Annotated in this window: 14 protein-coding genes; 5 read left to right on the plus strand and 9 right to left on the minus strand. The window is 62.9% G+C overall.

The features are described 5' to 3' along the window. Positions 1-4: 4 nt before the first annotated feature. Genes P3C29_RS05565 through P3C29_RS05580 form a run of 4 tightly spaced genes read left to right on the plus strand, consistent with a single transcriptional unit; the run spans position 5 to position 3,208 of the window. Positions 5-889, plus strand: coding sequence for a metal ABC transporter substrate-binding protein (locus P3C29_RS05565; RefSeq protein WP_010168406.1), 885 nt, complete (start codon positions 5-7; stop codon positions 887-889). Next, entirely contained in the window at positions 886-1,311 is a 426-nt protein-coding gene (gene hisI, locus P3C29_RS05570) for a phosphoribosyl-AMP cyclohydrolase (RefSeq protein WP_169386786.1), read from the plus strand. The genes P3C29_RS05565 and hisI overlap by 4 nt, the downstream gene beginning before the upstream one ends. Beyond that, positions 1,308-1,868: a carbonate dehydratase gene (locus P3C29_RS05575; RefSeq protein ID WP_010168409.1), complete on the plus strand. Its 561-nt coding sequence runs from the start codon at positions 1,308-1,310 to the stop codon at positions 1,866-1,868. The genes hisI and P3C29_RS05575 overlap by 4 nt, the downstream gene beginning before the upstream one ends. A gap of 2 nt (positions 1,869-1,870) precedes the next feature. Next, complete coding sequence (locus P3C29_RS05580) at positions 1,871-3,208, plus strand: dihydroorotase (RefSeq protein ID WP_275964055.1); 1,338 nt, start codon at positions 1,871-1,873, stop codon at positions 3,206-3,208. Between the two features lie 54 nt (positions 3,209-3,262). Here P3C29_RS05580 and P3C29_RS05585 read toward each other — a convergent pair whose 3' ends face one another. Further along, positions 3,263-3,784: a DUF3617 domain-containing protein gene (locus P3C29_RS05585; protein WP_275964056.1), complete on the minus strand. Its 522-nt coding sequence runs from the start codon at positions 3,782-3,784 to the stop codon at positions 3,263-3,265. 130 nt (positions 3,785-3,914) lie between these two features. Here P3C29_RS05585 and cls point away from each other — a divergent pair, with 130 nt between their 5' ends. Next, on the plus strand, positions 3,915-5,354 hold the full coding sequence (cls, locus tag P3C29_RS05590; protein WP_169386784.1) for a cardiolipin synthase: 1,440 nt from the start codon (positions 3,915-3,917) through the stop codon (positions 5,352-5,354). Positions 5,355-5,483: 129 nt separating this feature from the next. On the opposite strand, the gene cfaB is transcribed toward cls, so the two are convergent. The 8 genes from cfaB to P3C29_RS05630 all read right to left on the minus strand — a co-directional run bounded on the left by cfaB (position 5,484) and on the right by P3C29_RS05630 (position 14,674). Beyond that, on the minus strand, positions 5,484-6,668 hold the full coding sequence (gene cfaB / locus P3C29_RS05595; protein WP_010168413.1) for a C17 cyclopropane fatty acid synthase CfaB: 1,185 nt from the start codon (positions 6,666-6,668) through the stop codon (positions 5,484-5,486). An 87-nt stretch (positions 6,669-6,755) separates the two neighbouring features. Continuing rightward, positions 6,756-7,541: a DNA-binding domain-containing protein gene (locus tag P3C29_RS05600; protein ID WP_201125748.1), complete on the minus strand. Its 786-nt coding sequence runs from the start codon at positions 7,539-7,541 to the stop codon at positions 6,756-6,758. Then, the gene (locus P3C29_RS05605) at positions 7,532-8,377 is read right to left on the minus strand and encodes a DUF692 domain-containing protein (protein ID WP_275964057.1); all 846 of its coding nucleotides are present in this window, start codon (positions 8,375-8,377) and stop codon (positions 7,532-7,534) included. The genes P3C29_RS05600 and P3C29_RS05605 overlap by 10 nt, the downstream gene beginning before the upstream one ends. Positions 8,378-8,443: 66 nt before the next feature. Next, complete coding sequence (locus P3C29_RS05610) at positions 8,444-8,695, minus strand: hypothetical protein (RefSeq protein WP_201125750.1); 252 nt, start codon at positions 8,693-8,695, stop codon at positions 8,444-8,446. A 116-nt stretch (positions 8,696-8,811) separates the two neighbouring features. Beyond that, positions 8,812-10,707 (minus strand): cation-translocating P-type ATPase, encoded by a 1,896-nt coding sequence (locus P3C29_RS05615; protein ID WP_010168420.1) that lies wholly within the window; start codon positions 10,705-10,707, stop codon positions 8,812-8,814. Continuing rightward, the gene (locus P3C29_RS05620) at positions 10,704-11,738 is read right to left on the minus strand and encodes a protease modulator HflK (RefSeq protein WP_088421967.1); all 1,035 of its coding nucleotides are present in this window, start codon (positions 11,736-11,738) and stop codon (positions 10,704-10,706) included. Before P3C29_RS05620 ends, P3C29_RS05615 begins: the two co-directional genes overlap by 4 nt. Next, the gene (locus P3C29_RS05625) at positions 11,735-12,733 is read right to left on the minus strand and encodes a protease modulator HflC (protein WP_275964114.1); all 999 of its coding nucleotides are present in this window, start codon (positions 12,731-12,733) and stop codon (positions 11,735-11,737) included. Before P3C29_RS05625 ends, P3C29_RS05620 begins: the two co-directional genes overlap by 4 nt. 9 nt (positions 12,734-12,742) lie before the next feature. Then, positions 12,743-14,674: a protease modulator HflK gene (locus P3C29_RS05630; RefSeq protein WP_029615788.1), complete on the minus strand. Its 1,932-nt coding sequence runs from the start codon at positions 14,672-14,674 to the stop codon at positions 12,743-12,745. Positions 14,675-14,838: the final 164 nt, after the last annotated feature.

A 14,838-nucleotide genomic window follows, 5' to 3' on the forward strand; every position in this document is an offset into this window, starting at 1 on the left:
CCCGATGCGCGCTCTACTCGTGCTGTTCAGTGTGTTGCTGCCGCTGTCGTTCGCGACGGCCCAGGCTGCCGACAAGCTTCAGGTGGTTACCAGCTTCAGTATTCTTGACGACATGACCCACCAGGTCGGTGGCGATCATATCCAGATCAGCAACATGGTCGGCCCCGACGCCGACGCCCATACCTACGAACCAACGCCAGACGACGCCAAGGCCCTGCTCAAGGCCAAGGTGATCATCAAAAATGGTCTGGGCTTCGAGCCGTGGCTGGATCGACTGGTCACCAGCACCGAGACCAAGGCGACTGTGGTCACCGCCAGTAAAGGCGTGTTGTCCCACACCATGGAAGAAGACGGCGAAACCATTCCCGACCCACACGCCTGGCATAACCTGGCCAACACCGTTATCTACGTGAACAACATCACCAAGGCGCTGATCGCTGCCGACCCGGCCAACAAGGCAGACTACGAGCACAACAGCCAGGTGTACCTGAAAGAAATCTACCGCCTGCTGGCGGAAGCCAAGGCCAAGTTCGGCGCCCTGCCGCCGGGTAACCGCCGCATCGTGACGTCCCATGACGCCTTCGGTTACCTGGGCCAGGCCTACGGTATCGAGTTCCTGTCGCCTCAGGGTTTGTCCACCGAACGTGAACCGTCTGCCGCCGAAGTCGCCACGCTGATCACCCAGATCCGCAAGGACAAGGTCAAGGCCGTGTTCATGGAAAACATCAAGGACTCGCGCCTGCTCAAGCAGATCGCTGACGAAAGCGGCGCGCAAATCGGCGGCACCCTGTACTCCGACGCCCTCGCCGCAGAAGGCCCGGCCAGCACCTTTACCGGCCTGTTCGAATACAACCTCAACACCCTGTGCGCGGCCCTGAGCAAGCCATGACCCTGAGCATGCTCGACCTGGAAAAGGCTGCCATCGGCAGCCGCTTTCCACTCGCTAGCGTGCTCGACGCCCTGCCGTGGAACAGCGATGGCCTGATTGCCGCCATCGCTCAGCAACACGGCAGCGGCGAGGTGTTGATGCTGGCCTGGATGAACCGCCGGGCCCTCGACGAAACCCTGGCCACCGGGCAGGTCTGCTACTGGTCCCGCTCGCGCCAGCAACTGTGGCGCAAGGGCGAAAGCTCCGGCCACTGGCAACAGCTGGTGGAGGCGCGCCTGGATTGCGACGGCGACGCCGTGCTGCTGATCGTCGACCAGCAAGGCCCGGCCTGCCACACGGGCCGGCCCACCTGTTTCTACAACGCCATCGAAGGCAGCCACGTACACATCATCACCGCGCCCCTCAAGGAACCTGACCCATGATCCGCAAGAACCCTTCCGGCGACCTGCCCGTGATTGCCGAATCGGCCTACGTCGACAAAACCGCGATCATCTGCGGCAAGGTGATCATCGGCGAGAACGTATTTGTCGGCCCCTACGCGGTGATCCGCGCCGACGAAGTCAACGCCAACGGCGACATGGACCCGATCACCATCGGCGCCAATTCGAATATCCAGGACGGCGTGGTCATCCACTCCAAATCCGGCGCCGCCGTGACCATCGGCGAGTTCACCTCCATTGCCCACCGCTCCATCGTCCACGGCCCGTGCACCGTCGGTAACCGGGTGTTTATCGGCTTCAACAGCGTGCTGTTCAACTGCGTGGTCGGCGACGGCTGTGTGGTGCGGCACAACTCCGTGGTCGACGGCCGCGATTTGCCCGCCGCGTTCTACGTGCCCTCCACCACCCGCATCGGCCCCAATACCGACCTGTCCCAGTTCCCACCGGTGAGCGTCAGCGCTTCGGAGTTTTCCGAAGACGTGGCGCGCACCAACGTCGACCTGGTGCTGGGTTACAAAGCCCTGCAAAACGAGTTCTGACCATGAGCCGCCTGCTGATCCGCAACGCCCGCCTGGTAAACGAAGGCCAGGCATTCGAGGCCGACCTGCTGGTCGCCAATGGCCGCATCGAGAAGATCGCCAGCAGCATCGACAACGTAAATGCCTCGGTGGAAATCGACGCCCAAGGCCAGTGGCTGTTGCCCGGGATGATCGACGACCAGGTGCATTTCCGTGAGCCGGGCGCGCCGGACAAAGGCAGCTTCTACAGCGAGTCCCGCGCGGCCGTGGCCGGGGGCATCACCAGTTTCATGGACATGCCCAACACCAGCCCGGCCACCCTGAACCTGGAAGCCCTGGCCGACAAGAAACGCCGTGCCGCCCTGCATTCGGTGGCCAACTATGGCTTTCACTTTGGGGTGAGCAACGACAACCTCGACACCGTGGCCGCGCTGGACCCGCGTGAAGTCGCCGGCGTCAAAGTGTTCATGGGCGCCTCCACCGGCAATATGCTGGTAGATGACCCGAAGATTCTCGAGCGCCTGTTCGCCGAGGTGCCGACCATTCTCCTGGCCCACTGCGAGCACACGCCCAGCATCCACGCCAACGAGCAGCGAATGCGCGAACGCTTTGGCGACCACATCCCTGCCGTGGCGCACCCGCTGATCCGCGATGCGCAGGCCTGTTATCGCTCGTCGTCTTTGGCGGTGGAACTGGCCAAGCGGCATGGCACGCGCCTGCATGTGCTGCACATCACCAGCGCGGGGGAGTTGGTGCTGTTCGAAGACAAGCCCCTGGCGGAAAAACGCATCACCGCGGAGGTCTGCCTGCACCACTTATTGTTCGATGACCGCGACTACGCGCGCCTCGGCCACCAGATCAAATGCAACCCGGCGATCAAGACACGCGCCGACCGCAACGCCCTGCGCCTGGCATTGTTGAGTGACCGTCTGGATGTGATCGGCAGTGACCATGCGCCCCACACCTGGGCGCAAAAACAGCTGCCGTATCGGGAGGCGCCGTCGGGCTTACCGCTGGTGCAACACGCCCTGCCGGCACTGCTGGAACTGGTGGCCGACGGCGTGCTGCCGCTGACCACCCTGGTGGCGAAAACCAGCCATCGTGTCGCGGACCTGTTTGCGATCCCCGACCGTGGCTACCTGCGGGAAGGTTATTGGGCCGACCTGGTGCTGATCAAACCCGAACCCCACGGCAAGCCCGTCAGCAGCGAGCCTATCCTGGCGCGCTGCGGCTGGACGCCCTTTGCCGAGCGCAGCTTCCGGCACAGCGTCAGCACTACGCTGGTCTCCGGCCATCTGGCCTGGCACGACGGGCGCGTGCACGACAGCTGCCAGGGGTTGCCGCTGCATTTTCAGCGCTGAAGACTCTGGACCTGGCAAGCCCGCTCCCACATTTTGATCGGGGTGTGTCTTAGGTTAAGCGCGGGGTTTGACCGTACCGCAGTTGCTGCCCAGCCACTGCGCGTGGGTGTCCAGGCTGCCCTTCTGCTGCACGCCGGTGGCGTTGAAAGTACCGTTAACCTTGGTGGTGAATTCCTGCTGGCTCTGGAACGTCGCCACGCCGGTGCCCTGGGCTTTCGGGCAGCTGAAACGGAATTTCCACTGGTTGCCGGTCTTGTCCGTCACTTCCTGTTTGCAGCCCGATTGCGGGTCGGTCAGCGGGATGGAGTCGGACGCCACCTGGGCTTGTGTCAGGCACACCTGCACGCCTTTGCCGGCCATGGTGATGCCCTGCTTCTCAAGCATGGCCCGTTGTTCGGGAGTCATCTGTTGCTTGAGCTGACCGAGGATCAGCGACAAGTCCGGCAGGTCCTGGTTATCGACCTTCATGTTACTGGTGGTCAATTCCCACAAGCCCGGCGCCAACATCTGCGCTTGCGCCGCCACGGGCAGCGTTAAACCAACAACCATGGCCAAACCAAGCAGACGAGCATTCATCGGGTAACTCCTGGGTAATTGTCGGCGTTAGACGCCGCAAAAGCGCCAGTGTTGCACAGCAAATAAAATAGCGACATTCGTGGCCGAACATGGTCTGTTAGGCACTTGTTTGTCAGGAGTACCGTTGTCCATGGATTTCTTTGGCCCGCACCTGCTCGCCTATTTCATCGCCACCCTGCATTTTCTGGGCACCCTTGCCGCCATCCATGCGGTGCTGACCGTCAGGACCGCCCAAGGCTCGATTGCCTGGGCCTTGTCGCTGATGTTCATTCCTTACCTGACGCTGATTCCCTACCTGATCTTCGGCCGCAGCACCTTCGACGCCTACATCCAGGCGCGGCGCCAGGCCAACCAGGAAATGCACAAGGCGATCACCGAGCTGAACTGGCGCCCGTGGGTCGAAGAAGCACTGGCCGCGCGCAACTCCCAAGCCTATGCGTCACTGCGGGCCATGCCCAAGCTGGGGCGCATGCCATGCCTGGCGAACAATCAGGTGCGCTTGTTGATCAATGGCGAGGCGACGTTCAGCGCGATTTTCGAAGCCATCCGTTCCGCGAAGACGGCCGTCTTGTTCCAGTTCTTCATCATTCATGACGACGAACTCGGCCGCCGGCTGCACACGTTGCTCAAGGAAAAGGCCGCCGAAGGCGTGTCGATTTTCGTCCTGTATGACCGTATCGGCAGCCATGCCCTGCCCCATCGTTACGTGCAGTCGCTGCGGGACGCCGGGGTGCAGGTCAAGGCCTTCGCCACGCGCAGTGGCTGGCTAAACCGCTTCCAGGTCAACTTCCGCAACCACCGCAAGATCGTGGTGGTCGATGGCATTACCGGGTTTGTCGGCGGGCATAACGTCGGCGATGAATACCTGGGCAAGAAGCCGCCCCTGGCGCCGTGGCGCGACACCCATGTGCAGGTCAGCGGCCCGGTGGTGGCGTGCTTGCAGGAATCGTTTGCCGAGGATTGGTTCTGGGCCGCGCGCGAGCTGCCGCCGCTGCTGCTGCCGGACACCTATCCCGATGACGGCGTGCTCTGCCAGTTGCTGGCCAGCGGCCCGGCGGATCCCTATGAGACGTGCTCGCTGTTTTTCGTCGAGGCGATTCATGCGGCGACCGAGCGGGTGTGGATCACCAGCCCGTATTTCATTCCCGATGAAGCGGTGTTTTCCGCACTCAGGCTGGCGGTGTTGCGCGGGGTCGACGTACGCCTGCTGCTGCCGTCGCGGCCCGATCACCGCATCGTCTACGCGGCCTCCAGCCTGTACGCGATCGAAGCTGTGCGCGCCGGGGTGCGGGTATTCCGCTACACGCCGGGGTTCCTGCATCAGAAAGTGGTGTTGGTGGACAGTGAAATCAGCGCCATCGGCAGTGCGAACCTGGATAACCGTTCATTCCGGCTGAATTTCGAAGTGATGTTGCTGACGGTGGATGACACCTTCGCCAGTCAGGTGGAGCATATGTTGCTGGATGACTTCGCCCTGGCCCATGAAATCAGCCAGGAAGAAAGCCGCCAGACCCACCGCCTGCAACAACTGGGCATGCGGGTCGCGCGGCTTATTTCTCCAATTTTGTAAGGCTTGCACCGAACCAAATGTGGGAGCGGGCTTGCTCGCGAAAGCGGAGTGTCAGTCACTGAATGTGTTTCTGATACAACGCCTTCGCGAGCAAGCCCGCTCCCACCTTTAGATCACCGGTGCCACTGCTTACTGGTACAAATCGTCCCGTGTCCACGGCAGCTCATGGCTACCATCGGCATGGGGTTTCACCGCCAGAATCTGGTGCAGGTTGATCCAGCCCCGGGCAAACGCATAGGCACAGCCGGCCAGGTACAGCCGCCAGATGCGCAAGGCTTGCTCCGGCACCATCTTGCCCGCCGCTTCCAGGTTGTCTTCCAGGCGCTCGCTCCAGTGATCCAGCGTGCGCGCGTAATGCAGGCGCAGGCTTTCGACGTCGACCACTTCCAGCCCGACTTCGCTGATCTCGGCGGTCATCATCGCCAGGTGCGGCAGCTCGCCATTGGGAAACACATAGCGCTCGATAAAGTCCCCGGCGCCACGGCCCACAGGCCGGCCATCGGTGTGCTTGGCGGTAATGCCATGGTTCATCACCAGGCCGCCCTCACGCACCGCGCCGTACAAAATCTTGCAGTACTCCGCCAGGTTGGCGTGGCCGACGTGTTCAAACATCCCCACGCTCACCACCTTGTCGAAGCGGCCATCCTGGGGCAGGTCGCGGTAGTCCAGCAGCGTCAGCTCCACCTGGTCTTCCAGGCCTTCGGCTTTCACTCGCTCCTGGGCCAGCTCCAGCTGCTCCTTACTCAGGGTGATGCCGAACACCTTGACCCCGAATTCCCGCGCGGCATACCGCGCCAGCCCGCCCCAACCGCAGCCCACGTCGAGCAGATATTCCCCCGGCTGCAGCCGCAGTTTGCGGCACAAGTGGCGGAATTTGTCTTGTTGGGCTTGATCGAGGGATTCGCTGCCGGTCTCGAAATACCCGCAGGAATAGGCCATGTCACGGTCCAGCCAAAGCTGGTAGAACTCGTTGGACAGGTCGTAATGGTAGGAAATAGCGGCTGCGTCGGTGGCCTTGTCGTGGATCGAGCGCACCGGACGAGTGTCCTCCTCGTCCTCAACCAGGGCATGACTCAACTCATCGACCACCCTGATGACTTCGGAAATGGAGCCTTCCAGCTCCAGTTTGCCCTCGACGAAGGCTTCGCCCAGTGAGTCGAGCGTTGGATGGCTGAGCGTTGAAACCATCATGGGGTCCTTGACCACAATGGTGACGCTGGGATCCGGACCCAGGTTAAATTCATGGCCGTCCCAGAGTCGAAGACGCAGCGGTAGCTTGAGATTCTGTAAGGCCGGTGGAAGTTGCGCGAGCATGAGTAGTCCCCCCTTGTTTCAGACGTCTGAAATGAGGGTAGACCATTCACAGAAAAATTAGCAGGCTATCGAAACAATAGCCCTTTTCTATGGTGCCCGCCGCTGGAGCAAACCGTCCTGGACCCACTGTTTCAGCCAGGTAACCGCTTGCAATGGCGCGCCCTCCTGGTAAGTGACTGCCAACTCGGCGCACAGTTCGGAAAAGTTCCAGCCAGTGCTGACCATGCCCGTCAGCGCGCTGGCTTCCGCCGGTTCCAGGCTACGGTATTGGCACACATTGTCGTGGCGCCAGACCAGGCAGACCTGCGCCAACGGCAAGGCCTCGCTGCCGGGAAAGTCCCACTCGCCCTTGCTCGCGCGCCAGATACCCAGGCTGTTGAAGTCACACGCTACTGGCTGCACCGACGGGGCCAGTTGCACCTGCAACCCGGGCCAGTCTTCAGGCGGTAGCGTGGCCATGTCTTGCAGGGCCAACGGCTCGCCCTGCGGCGCATCAAAGGCCAGGGTGAATGCCCATTCCAGCCGCGCCAGCTCGCCCAGCGGCGCGCCTTGGCCGGCGTAATGCTCGAGGATAAACCCGGGGAAACGCTCGCCAAACCAGCGCAGGCTGTAATGGGCCGAGGGATAGCGGCGGATATAGGCCGAACCCAACGCTGCAAACTCCTCGTCCCCCAGCCAATACCAGACGGCGCTGAAGTCATCGCGCAACACTTCCTGCAACCGTGCGTGATAGGCGTTGTGGTAAATCGCCAGGCCCGTCTCTACATCCAGGGTCGGACCACCGATCAGGGTGGCGCTGAAGCGGTTGTCGGCGGTGAACGTCTGCGCCAGCAACTGCTGTTCAAACGCCAATTGCCAATCGATCAGGCGCATAACGCTCTCCTGTCCAATGCGCTGGCGCCCAGCTCGCGGGCCTTGCTCAGTTCGTCGAGCAGCTCCTGGAACGGCGGGAAATGATCATCACGCTCCAGCAACGTCGAAACCGGCCCAAGGTGCTCCAGCGTCTGCTGATACAGCGCCCACACCGGATCGCATACCGGGTGGTCATGGGTGTCGATCACGTAGTCGCCGTAATCCATGTGCCCGGCCAGGTGCAATTGGCGAATGCTTTCGGGCGGCAGGTTGCGGATAAATTCCCAGGCATCGAACCCGTGGTTGCGTGAACTGACGTACACGTTGTTAACGTCCAGCAGCAACTGGCAGCCGGTGAGATGGGTCAGGGCGTTGAGAAACTCCCACTCGGTAAACTCGTCCGCCTTGGCGCGCACATAGCTGGAGACGTTTTCCAGCACGAAGGGACGCTGCAACACGTCCTGCACTTGCCGCACGCGACCGGCGACGTGGTACAGGCTTTCTTCGGTGTAGGGCAGCGGCAGCAGGTCATGCAACTGGTGCGCGTTGCCGCGACTCCAGCACAAGTGATCGGAAATCCATGCCGGCTGGATGCGTTCCGACAGCTGCTTGAGTTGTTTCAGGTAATCGATATCGAGGGCATGGGGCCCGCCGATGGACAGGGACACACCGTGCATCACCAACGGATAACGCTCGGCGATCGCGTCCAGGTAGTACAAGGCCTTGCCGCCCTGGACCAGATAATTCTCGGAGATCACTTCGAACCAATCCACGGCCGGCGATTGTTCAAGGATCTGCTGGTAGTACTCGCTGCGTAGACCCAGGCCGTAACCCAGACTCGGAAGGGAGGCGGACATAAAAACACTCCTGGGGAAAGTGTCCGCAGCGGCGGGGGGCCCGCTGCGGTTGCACTCGGTTGTCGGTTACTCGCCGACTTTGCCGCCTTTCTCGTCGCACATCGATTTGCTCATCGACAAGAAGCCCTGGCCTTTGCAAGAACCCATGCCTTTGCAGGCGTGATCTTTGGTTTTGCAGTCGTTCTGGCCTTTGCAGGCGTTGACGCCATAGCAGTGGACCTGGGCGTCTGCTGCCTGCACCTGGGTGGCAACACCGGCAAACATGCCAGCAGCGGCGATAGCGAGGGCGGCACCAGCAGCAGCGGATTTGATGTTCATTGTGTATTCCTCATGATCGGTAGTGGAGTCGGTCTGAACGGATTGTTCAGTCTCGACATAGCACTAGAGTGAGGTCCCCCCAAGGCGTTACAGCGAGACTGAAAAATTTCTAAAATTTATTCGTCCAGTTTCAACAACGGCTCCTGAAACCGCAACAAGCGCCCCGCATTACCCAGCACCAGCAGCGTACTGAGGTTGTGCAACACCGCCGCAATCATCGCCCCCGCCGCGCCCAGCCAGCCGAATGCCGCGAACACCACGATGGCCAGCGTCCAGCCCAGGCCGATGATCACGTTGACCTGCAGCGTGTGCCGGCACTGGCGGCTCAAGCGTACGCACGTGCCCAGGCGCCGCAGGTCGCTGCCGATCAGCACCACATCCGCCGACGCCAGGGCGATATCCGCCCCGCCCGCGCCCATCGCCACACCGACCACGCCCGCCTTGAGCGCCAGGGAATCGTTGATCCCGTCGCCCACCACCATCGGCCGGAAACCGCTGCCGATTTCCCCCAACACGCGGTTGAGTTTATCTTCCGGCAAGGCCTGGGCCTCGACGTCGCTGATACCCACTTCCAGCGCCAGGCTGTCGGCCACGCTTTGCCGGTCGCCCGTCAGCAGCAGTTGGCGACCCAGGCCCAGCTCACGCAGCTCCTTCATCGCCTGGCGGGCTTCCGGCTTGACGCTGTCTGCCAGCAACAACCAGGCGAGGAATTGCCCGTTCAGCGCCAGCCCGGCAATCGGGCCGTCGTGATGGGGAACTGCTGTGGTCGTGATACCCAGTTGCTCAAACAACTCAGGCCGACCGAGAGCGGCTTCGCCCTGCTCTGTCTGAGCGACGACACCAAGGCCCTGACGCTCGCGAATATCCGACAGCACCCGCATTTGCTCTTGCGTGGCCAACCCCGCCAACGCCCGGCTGACCGGGTGGCTGCTGGCTGAGCCGAGACTGGCTGCAAGATTGAGCAGCACTTGCCGATCCGGCTCCGTGGTGTCGATGGACTGCAAACGCAGGGTGCCAAACGTCAGGGTGCCAGTCTTGTCGACCACCAGAGACGTCAAGTCCGCCAGCTCTTCGAGAAACGCCGAGCTGCGAATCAGAATGCCGTGACGCGCGGCCACCGCAATGCCCGCAATTGCCGTGGCAGGTGCCGACAACACCAATGCACATGGGCACGCCGCCACCAACACCGCAAGCATCGCCTGGGCGTCATTGGTGACAAACCAGGTCACCGCCGCCAGCAATAACACCAGCACCATGTAACTGCCGGCGTAACGCTCCAGCAACCGGGTGATTGGCGGCTTGGAACGTTCGGCGCTCTGCATCAGGGCGATGACTTTGCCCAACGTCGATTCGTTACCGGTGCGGGTCACTTCAAGGCGCAGCAAACCGTCGAGGTTGATCGCGCCACCAAACACCTGCACGCCCACACTCGCTTCCAGCGGCACCGACTCGCCGGTGATCGGCGCGGTGTCGAGGCTGGCCTGGCCCGACAACACCACGCCGTCGGCGGGCACCCGGTCACCGGCGCGAACCTCGACGATATCGCCGGTCTTCAGGATGCCGTTGTCGACTTCCAGAATGGTCCCGTCAGCCTGCACCAGGCGCGCATGGCTGCGGGTCAGTTTGCCCAGGGCATGAATCGCTTCCTGGGAACCGATAACGCTGCGCTCTTCCAGCACATGACCGAAGATCATGATGATCGGCAGCAGCGCGGCGGTCAGCAGGTCACCGGTGGCCCAGGCGCCGAGCATGGCCAGGGCGATCAGTTGGTCGGTGATGCCATGCAGGCTCGGATAACGCAGGCTGTACCAGGCCGAGCGCATCACCGGCACCGCCACCAGCAACGAGGCGACGCCCAGCAGCAGTTGGCTGACGCCGGTCTGGTCCGGCGCCAGCCAGCGCCATACCAGGCCCAGGCTGAGCAGGCCCAGGGCGAGCATCGCCAGGGTCAGTTGCCGGGCGGCACTGCGTTGTTCGGCCGATGAGAGCATCGGGGCGGCGTGGGCAGTCATTGTTCGGCTCCCTGAATGATCAGGCGGGAATCGTCTTTAGGATCGACCGTAGTCACGGAACCGGCCTGGCCGAGAATCTTCGGCAAGCGCTCGCGGTACAGGCGCAGCAACAGGCCGGGGTCTTTGACCTGGGCCAGGCTGGCGACGGTGGCGGTTTGCGCCTGAGCGTTGGCCAGGCGTTCGCTGGCCTGGGCATGGGCCACCTGCACGGCGCGGTCGGCGTCCTGATTGGCGGTCTGGGTAAGTTTTTCGGCGTCGGTGCGCGCATTGGCCACCGCCTTGTCGGCTTGCTGGCTGGCGGTCAGCACCGCGTTGAAGGCGTTGACGGCCGGGCCCGGCAGGCTCGATTGCACGTCGACCCGGGTGACTTCGATGCCCAGGCCAAGCCCGGTGGACGCCAGGTCAGCCAGGCGTTGATTGATGCCGCGCACCAAATCGCCGCGCAGCCGTTCGCGGCGTTCGGCGGCCTGGTTGTCGGCACCGATCAGCTCGGGGCGCGCCACCAGAATGGTGTCCAGATCCCGCGCGGCGGTCAGCACCACAGCACTGCGGGTGACCAGCCGATCCAGCGCCGGCAGCACGTGATCGCCCTGCAAAACAAAGGCGTAGGGCTCGGTGACCTTATAGAAGACCCGCACATCCAGCTGCACCACGCCGGCATCGCCGGTCAGCAGGTAACCGGAGCCGGCCAGGGCATCGCTCAGCGGCGTGGCAAAACTGGCCACGCGATCGGCTTGCGTGGCCGCATCGGAACGCAGCAGGTTTTCCACCCGACGCTCGATCACCCGGTCCGCTGCGGGCAACAGCACCACTTGTTCAAACGGGCGCGGCCAGGCCAATAGGAGCCCGGCATTCTGAATCCGGTCCAGCGCGCCGAAGTGCAACACCACGGCGCGGTTCTGCGGGTCGATCTGCCGTACGTTGGAAAACGCCCACGCCAACGCGGCCAATACCGTCACCGCATACAGCGCCAGGAACGTCAGCCGTCCAGCCTGGATCCACGGGCTGTCGAGGCTTTCCCGCTCACTCATGGCTGGACATCCTTCGGCCCATCCACCAAGGCGCGGAACGGTGCAGCGTCGGTGCGCAGGATAATTTTGGTGCCCGGCGTAACCACGGTGCCAAGGGTGTCGAGGGAGCGCAGCAGGTTATACAGCTGCGGATTCCCGGCGTAGGCACGCCCATAAATCTGCGCGGCTTCCACCCGGGATTGCGCTTCGATATCGGCGGCTTTCACCGTGGCGTCGGCCTGGACGATCCGTGCATCACGCTCGGCGGCAGAACGAATTTGCGCCGCTTCACGTTTGCCTACGGCGGTGCGTTCGGTGGCGATGGTCTCGCGCTCGGCGCGCATGCGGTCGACGGTGGCGGCCAGGGTCACCGAGGGCAAGGTCAGCCGCTCGACGCCGACCTGCACCACGCGCACGCCATAGGTGGTGAGCAATTGTTGATCAATCTGCTGGCGTAACTGCGCTTCAAAATCGGCAATGCGCACCTGGCTGGCGTCGGTGTTCACCAGGTTGGCCAGGTCGAAACTGGCGGCGGTGGTTTCCAGCGCCGAGCCGACGAAGGTGCGAATCTGCCGCGCCGCTTCATCCGGCTGGTTCTGCACCGCGCGCATAAAGCGCTGCACGTTGTCGGGGTCGCCTTGCACCTGCCAGGCCACGTAGGCTTGCACGATGATCCGCAGGCCGTCGCGGGTGCCCACATCCTGCAAACCGCTGGACGTGGTGCGCAGGCGCAGGTCTACCGGAATCGCCGCTTCAAACGGCGCCGGCCAGCGCCAGCCCAGGCCCGGCTCCAGCAACACCCGCGACGGGTTGCCGAAGCGGGTAATCACCGTGGCTTCGCCGGAGCGCACCTGCACCAGGCTCGCCGCGGCGACGGCAAACAGCACCAGCAACACCGCCCAGCCCATACGCCGCCAGGGGAACGGGCCGGCTTCGGTTTCATCACCGTGATGGTGATGATGGTGGCCGTGGTGGTGACCATGGCCTGCGTGATCGTGAGAATGAGCGCTCAACAGATGAACTCCTTATTGAACGGCTTTACGCGGCACCGCAGGGTCGGCCGGTAAGGTAAAGGAACGCAGATCGATGGTCGGTGCGCCACTGGCGCCCAGGCGATGATCAAGAATGAGTAATTTGGCGTGGGCCAGGCCCTGGCTCAGTTGGCTCAGGTACTGCTCCAGCACAAACGCCTGGCCAGCTTGCTGGTAGGCCTTTTGTTCGGCGCTGAAGCGCAGGTCTGCGGCCTTGGCGCCAGCACCGACCTCATGGGCCGTGGCCTGGGCCAGGTCACGGGCGGTACTGGCCTGCAGCAACGCCTGGTTAGTCTGCTCGCTGGCAGCGCCGCGCTCCCGGGAGATCAGCGCCTGGGCGCCGATCTGTGCGGCCTGCACCGCGTGGTAGGCGTTGGCCGCACCGGACGGCGGATGAATGGCTTCCACCACGGTGGCGAGAATTTCTACGCCGCTGTCGAGCTTTTTCAGGTCCGCTTGCACCGCTTGGCCAATTTCATCGGCGAGGCTGTTGCGTTGTTCGCCGAGTAATTCGTCGAGGGTGCGCGAGGCAAATTCGTGGACGAGGATACGGCTGGCGGTGCTGCGAATCAGCGTGGGTACATCGGCACTGTTATAGGTGGCCGCGAGCGCGGCCTGATCGGTCAAGCCGATGCGGTACACGAAGCGCACATCCATATTGACGATCTGGAAGCTCTGCTTGTCGCCGCTGCTGCTGGCGATCACCTGGGATTTATCATTCACGTGGCTCGCGTCCCACAGGCGGTTGGCGATCAACGGCGCCGGGCCTTCAGCGGGCGCGACGTCGGTGGCCGCCGCTTCGCCAACGCTGGTGGCCAGCTCATGGACCACGCCGTTTTCCACGTTCAGCACGCGGCCCAGCGGCCACGGCAAACCGGCATGCAGGCCAGGCCCGAAGACCTCGACCGGCTTGCCAAAGCGTTCATAAATCCCACGGCTTTGCAGGGCGACTTCATGCACACCGGTCAGCAACCAGCCTACGGCCAGCACCACCACCAGCACCGGCAGGAATGCCCGGCGCATGTAGGTAAAGGCCCAGATTTGCCGCAGGTCGATGCCGAAACGGTTGTGCAGTTCGTGCTGCAAAGCGAGCAACGGTTGTGGCGGCCAGCGCAGCATCCCGGCGATAAAACTCTGCGCCATCAGCCGTGGCTCAAGGCGCTCCTGGCGCGGGCTGAACAGCGACAGCAGGCCGCGTAACAGAAACTCCAGCGCCACCAGGGCCGGCAACAGGCCGATCAACACCGCCAGGCGTAACGGCCACACGGACTCTTCACCGGCAAACAACAGACAAATCGCACTGATCACCAGGCAGATAATCGCCACCCGGCTCAGTTGCGCCAGTTGCGCCGCTTCCGGCCATTGGGCGGTGCTTTCCTGGGCCATGCGCCGTTCAAACACCAGCAATCCGAACGCCAGCGCCAGAGCGATAGCCGCGCCCACGCTGGCAGCCTGGCCCACCGCTGCGGCGGGCAATGTCAGGTTCCAGAACTCCAGGACGCTGAACAGCGCCAGCAACGACCAGCCGCACAGCCAAAACACCGGCGCGCCGATCTGCGTCAGCAAGCCGCTACCGACACGGCCGAACAAGCGGTTAAGCCAGCCAGGTTCTTCCTGTGGCAGCGGCTGTTCGATCAGCAGTGCCGCCGGCTCTTCCAGCGCCATGGCCCGCCAATCGGCGACCCACCACGCCGATTGCAAACCGGCCACCAGCACCAGCAACGCCGAGGCACAGTTGATCAACACTACCGGCCAGATCGACAGCGGAGCGAACAGCGCCACAAACAGGGCCAGCATCCAGCCGCCGACCGCCAGCACCGTCAGGCCAATGCCGGCCTGCCTTAAACGGCGGGCATGAAACAACCCTTGCTGAAAACGCGGCAGCCCTTCGATGGCCACGTCATCAGCGTCCAGATCCACTCGCATCCCCAAACGCCCACCCAGAAACAATTAGTTACTCTATAACCCGGCGCGTGAAATTTTTGTTTGGTTTCACAGGGATAGTGACGAACCCCCCAGAAACAGGAGCCATCACTGGTTTCAGCCGTGATAAATCGGCACACTCCCCACAGTTTTTCGCGGGCTTACGG

The sequence above is a fragment of the Pseudomonas sp. 1912-s genome (assembly GCF_029269205.1).
GTDB lineage: Bacteria > Pseudomonadota > Gammaproteobacteria > Pseudomonadales > Pseudomonadaceae > Aquipseudomonas.

Excerpts from the sequence above, each read along its gene's own strand:
- P3C29_RS05565 (WP_010168406.1), top strand. The coding sequence starts at position 5 with ATGCGCGCTCTACTCGTGCTGTTCAGTGTGTTGCTGCCGCTGTCGTTC.
- hisI (WP_169386786.1), top strand. The coding sequence starts at position 886 with ATGACCCTGAGCATGCTCGACCTGGAAAAGGCTGCCATCGGCAGCCGC.
- P3C29_RS05575 (WP_010168409.1), top strand. The coding sequence starts at position 1,308 with ATGATCCGCAAGAACCCTTCCGGCGACCTGCCCGTGATTGCCGAATCG.
- P3C29_RS05580 (WP_275964055.1), top strand. The coding sequence starts at position 1,871 with ATGAGCCGCCTGCTGATCCGCAACGCCCGCCTGGTAAACGAAGGCCAG.
- P3C29_RS05585 (WP_275964056.1), bottom strand. The coding sequence starts at position 3,784 with ATGAATGCTCGTCTGCTTGGTTTGGCCATGGTTGTTGGTTTAACGCTG.
- cls (WP_169386784.1), top strand. The coding sequence starts at position 3,915 with ATGGATTTCTTTGGCCCGCACCTGCTCGCCTATTTCATCGCCACCCTG.
- cfaB (WP_010168413.1), bottom strand. The coding sequence starts at position 6,668 with ATGCTCGCGCAACTTCCACCGGCCTTACAGAATCTCAAGCTACCGCTG.
- P3C29_RS05600 (WP_201125748.1), bottom strand. The coding sequence starts at position 7,541 with ATGCGCCTGATCGATTGGCAATTGGCGTTTGAACAGCAGTTGCTGGCG.
- P3C29_RS05605 (WP_275964057.1), bottom strand. The coding sequence starts at position 8,377 with ATGTCCGCCTCCCTTCCGAGTCTGGGTTACGGCCTGGGTCTACGCAGC.
- P3C29_RS05610 (WP_201125750.1), bottom strand. The coding sequence starts at position 8,695 with ATGAACATCAAATCCGCTGCTGCTGGTGCCGCCCTCGCTATCGCCGCT.
- P3C29_RS05615 (WP_010168420.1), bottom strand. The coding sequence starts at position 10,707 with ATGACTGCCCACGCCGCCCCGATGCTCTCATCGGCCGAACAACGCAGT.
- P3C29_RS05620 (WP_088421967.1), bottom strand. The coding sequence starts at position 11,738 with ATGAGTGAGCGGGAAAGCCTCGACAGCCCGTGGATCCAGGCTGGACGG.
- P3C29_RS05630 (WP_029615788.1), bottom strand. The coding sequence starts at position 14,674 with ATGCGAGTGGATCTGGACGCTGATGACGTGGCCATCGAAGGGCTGCCG.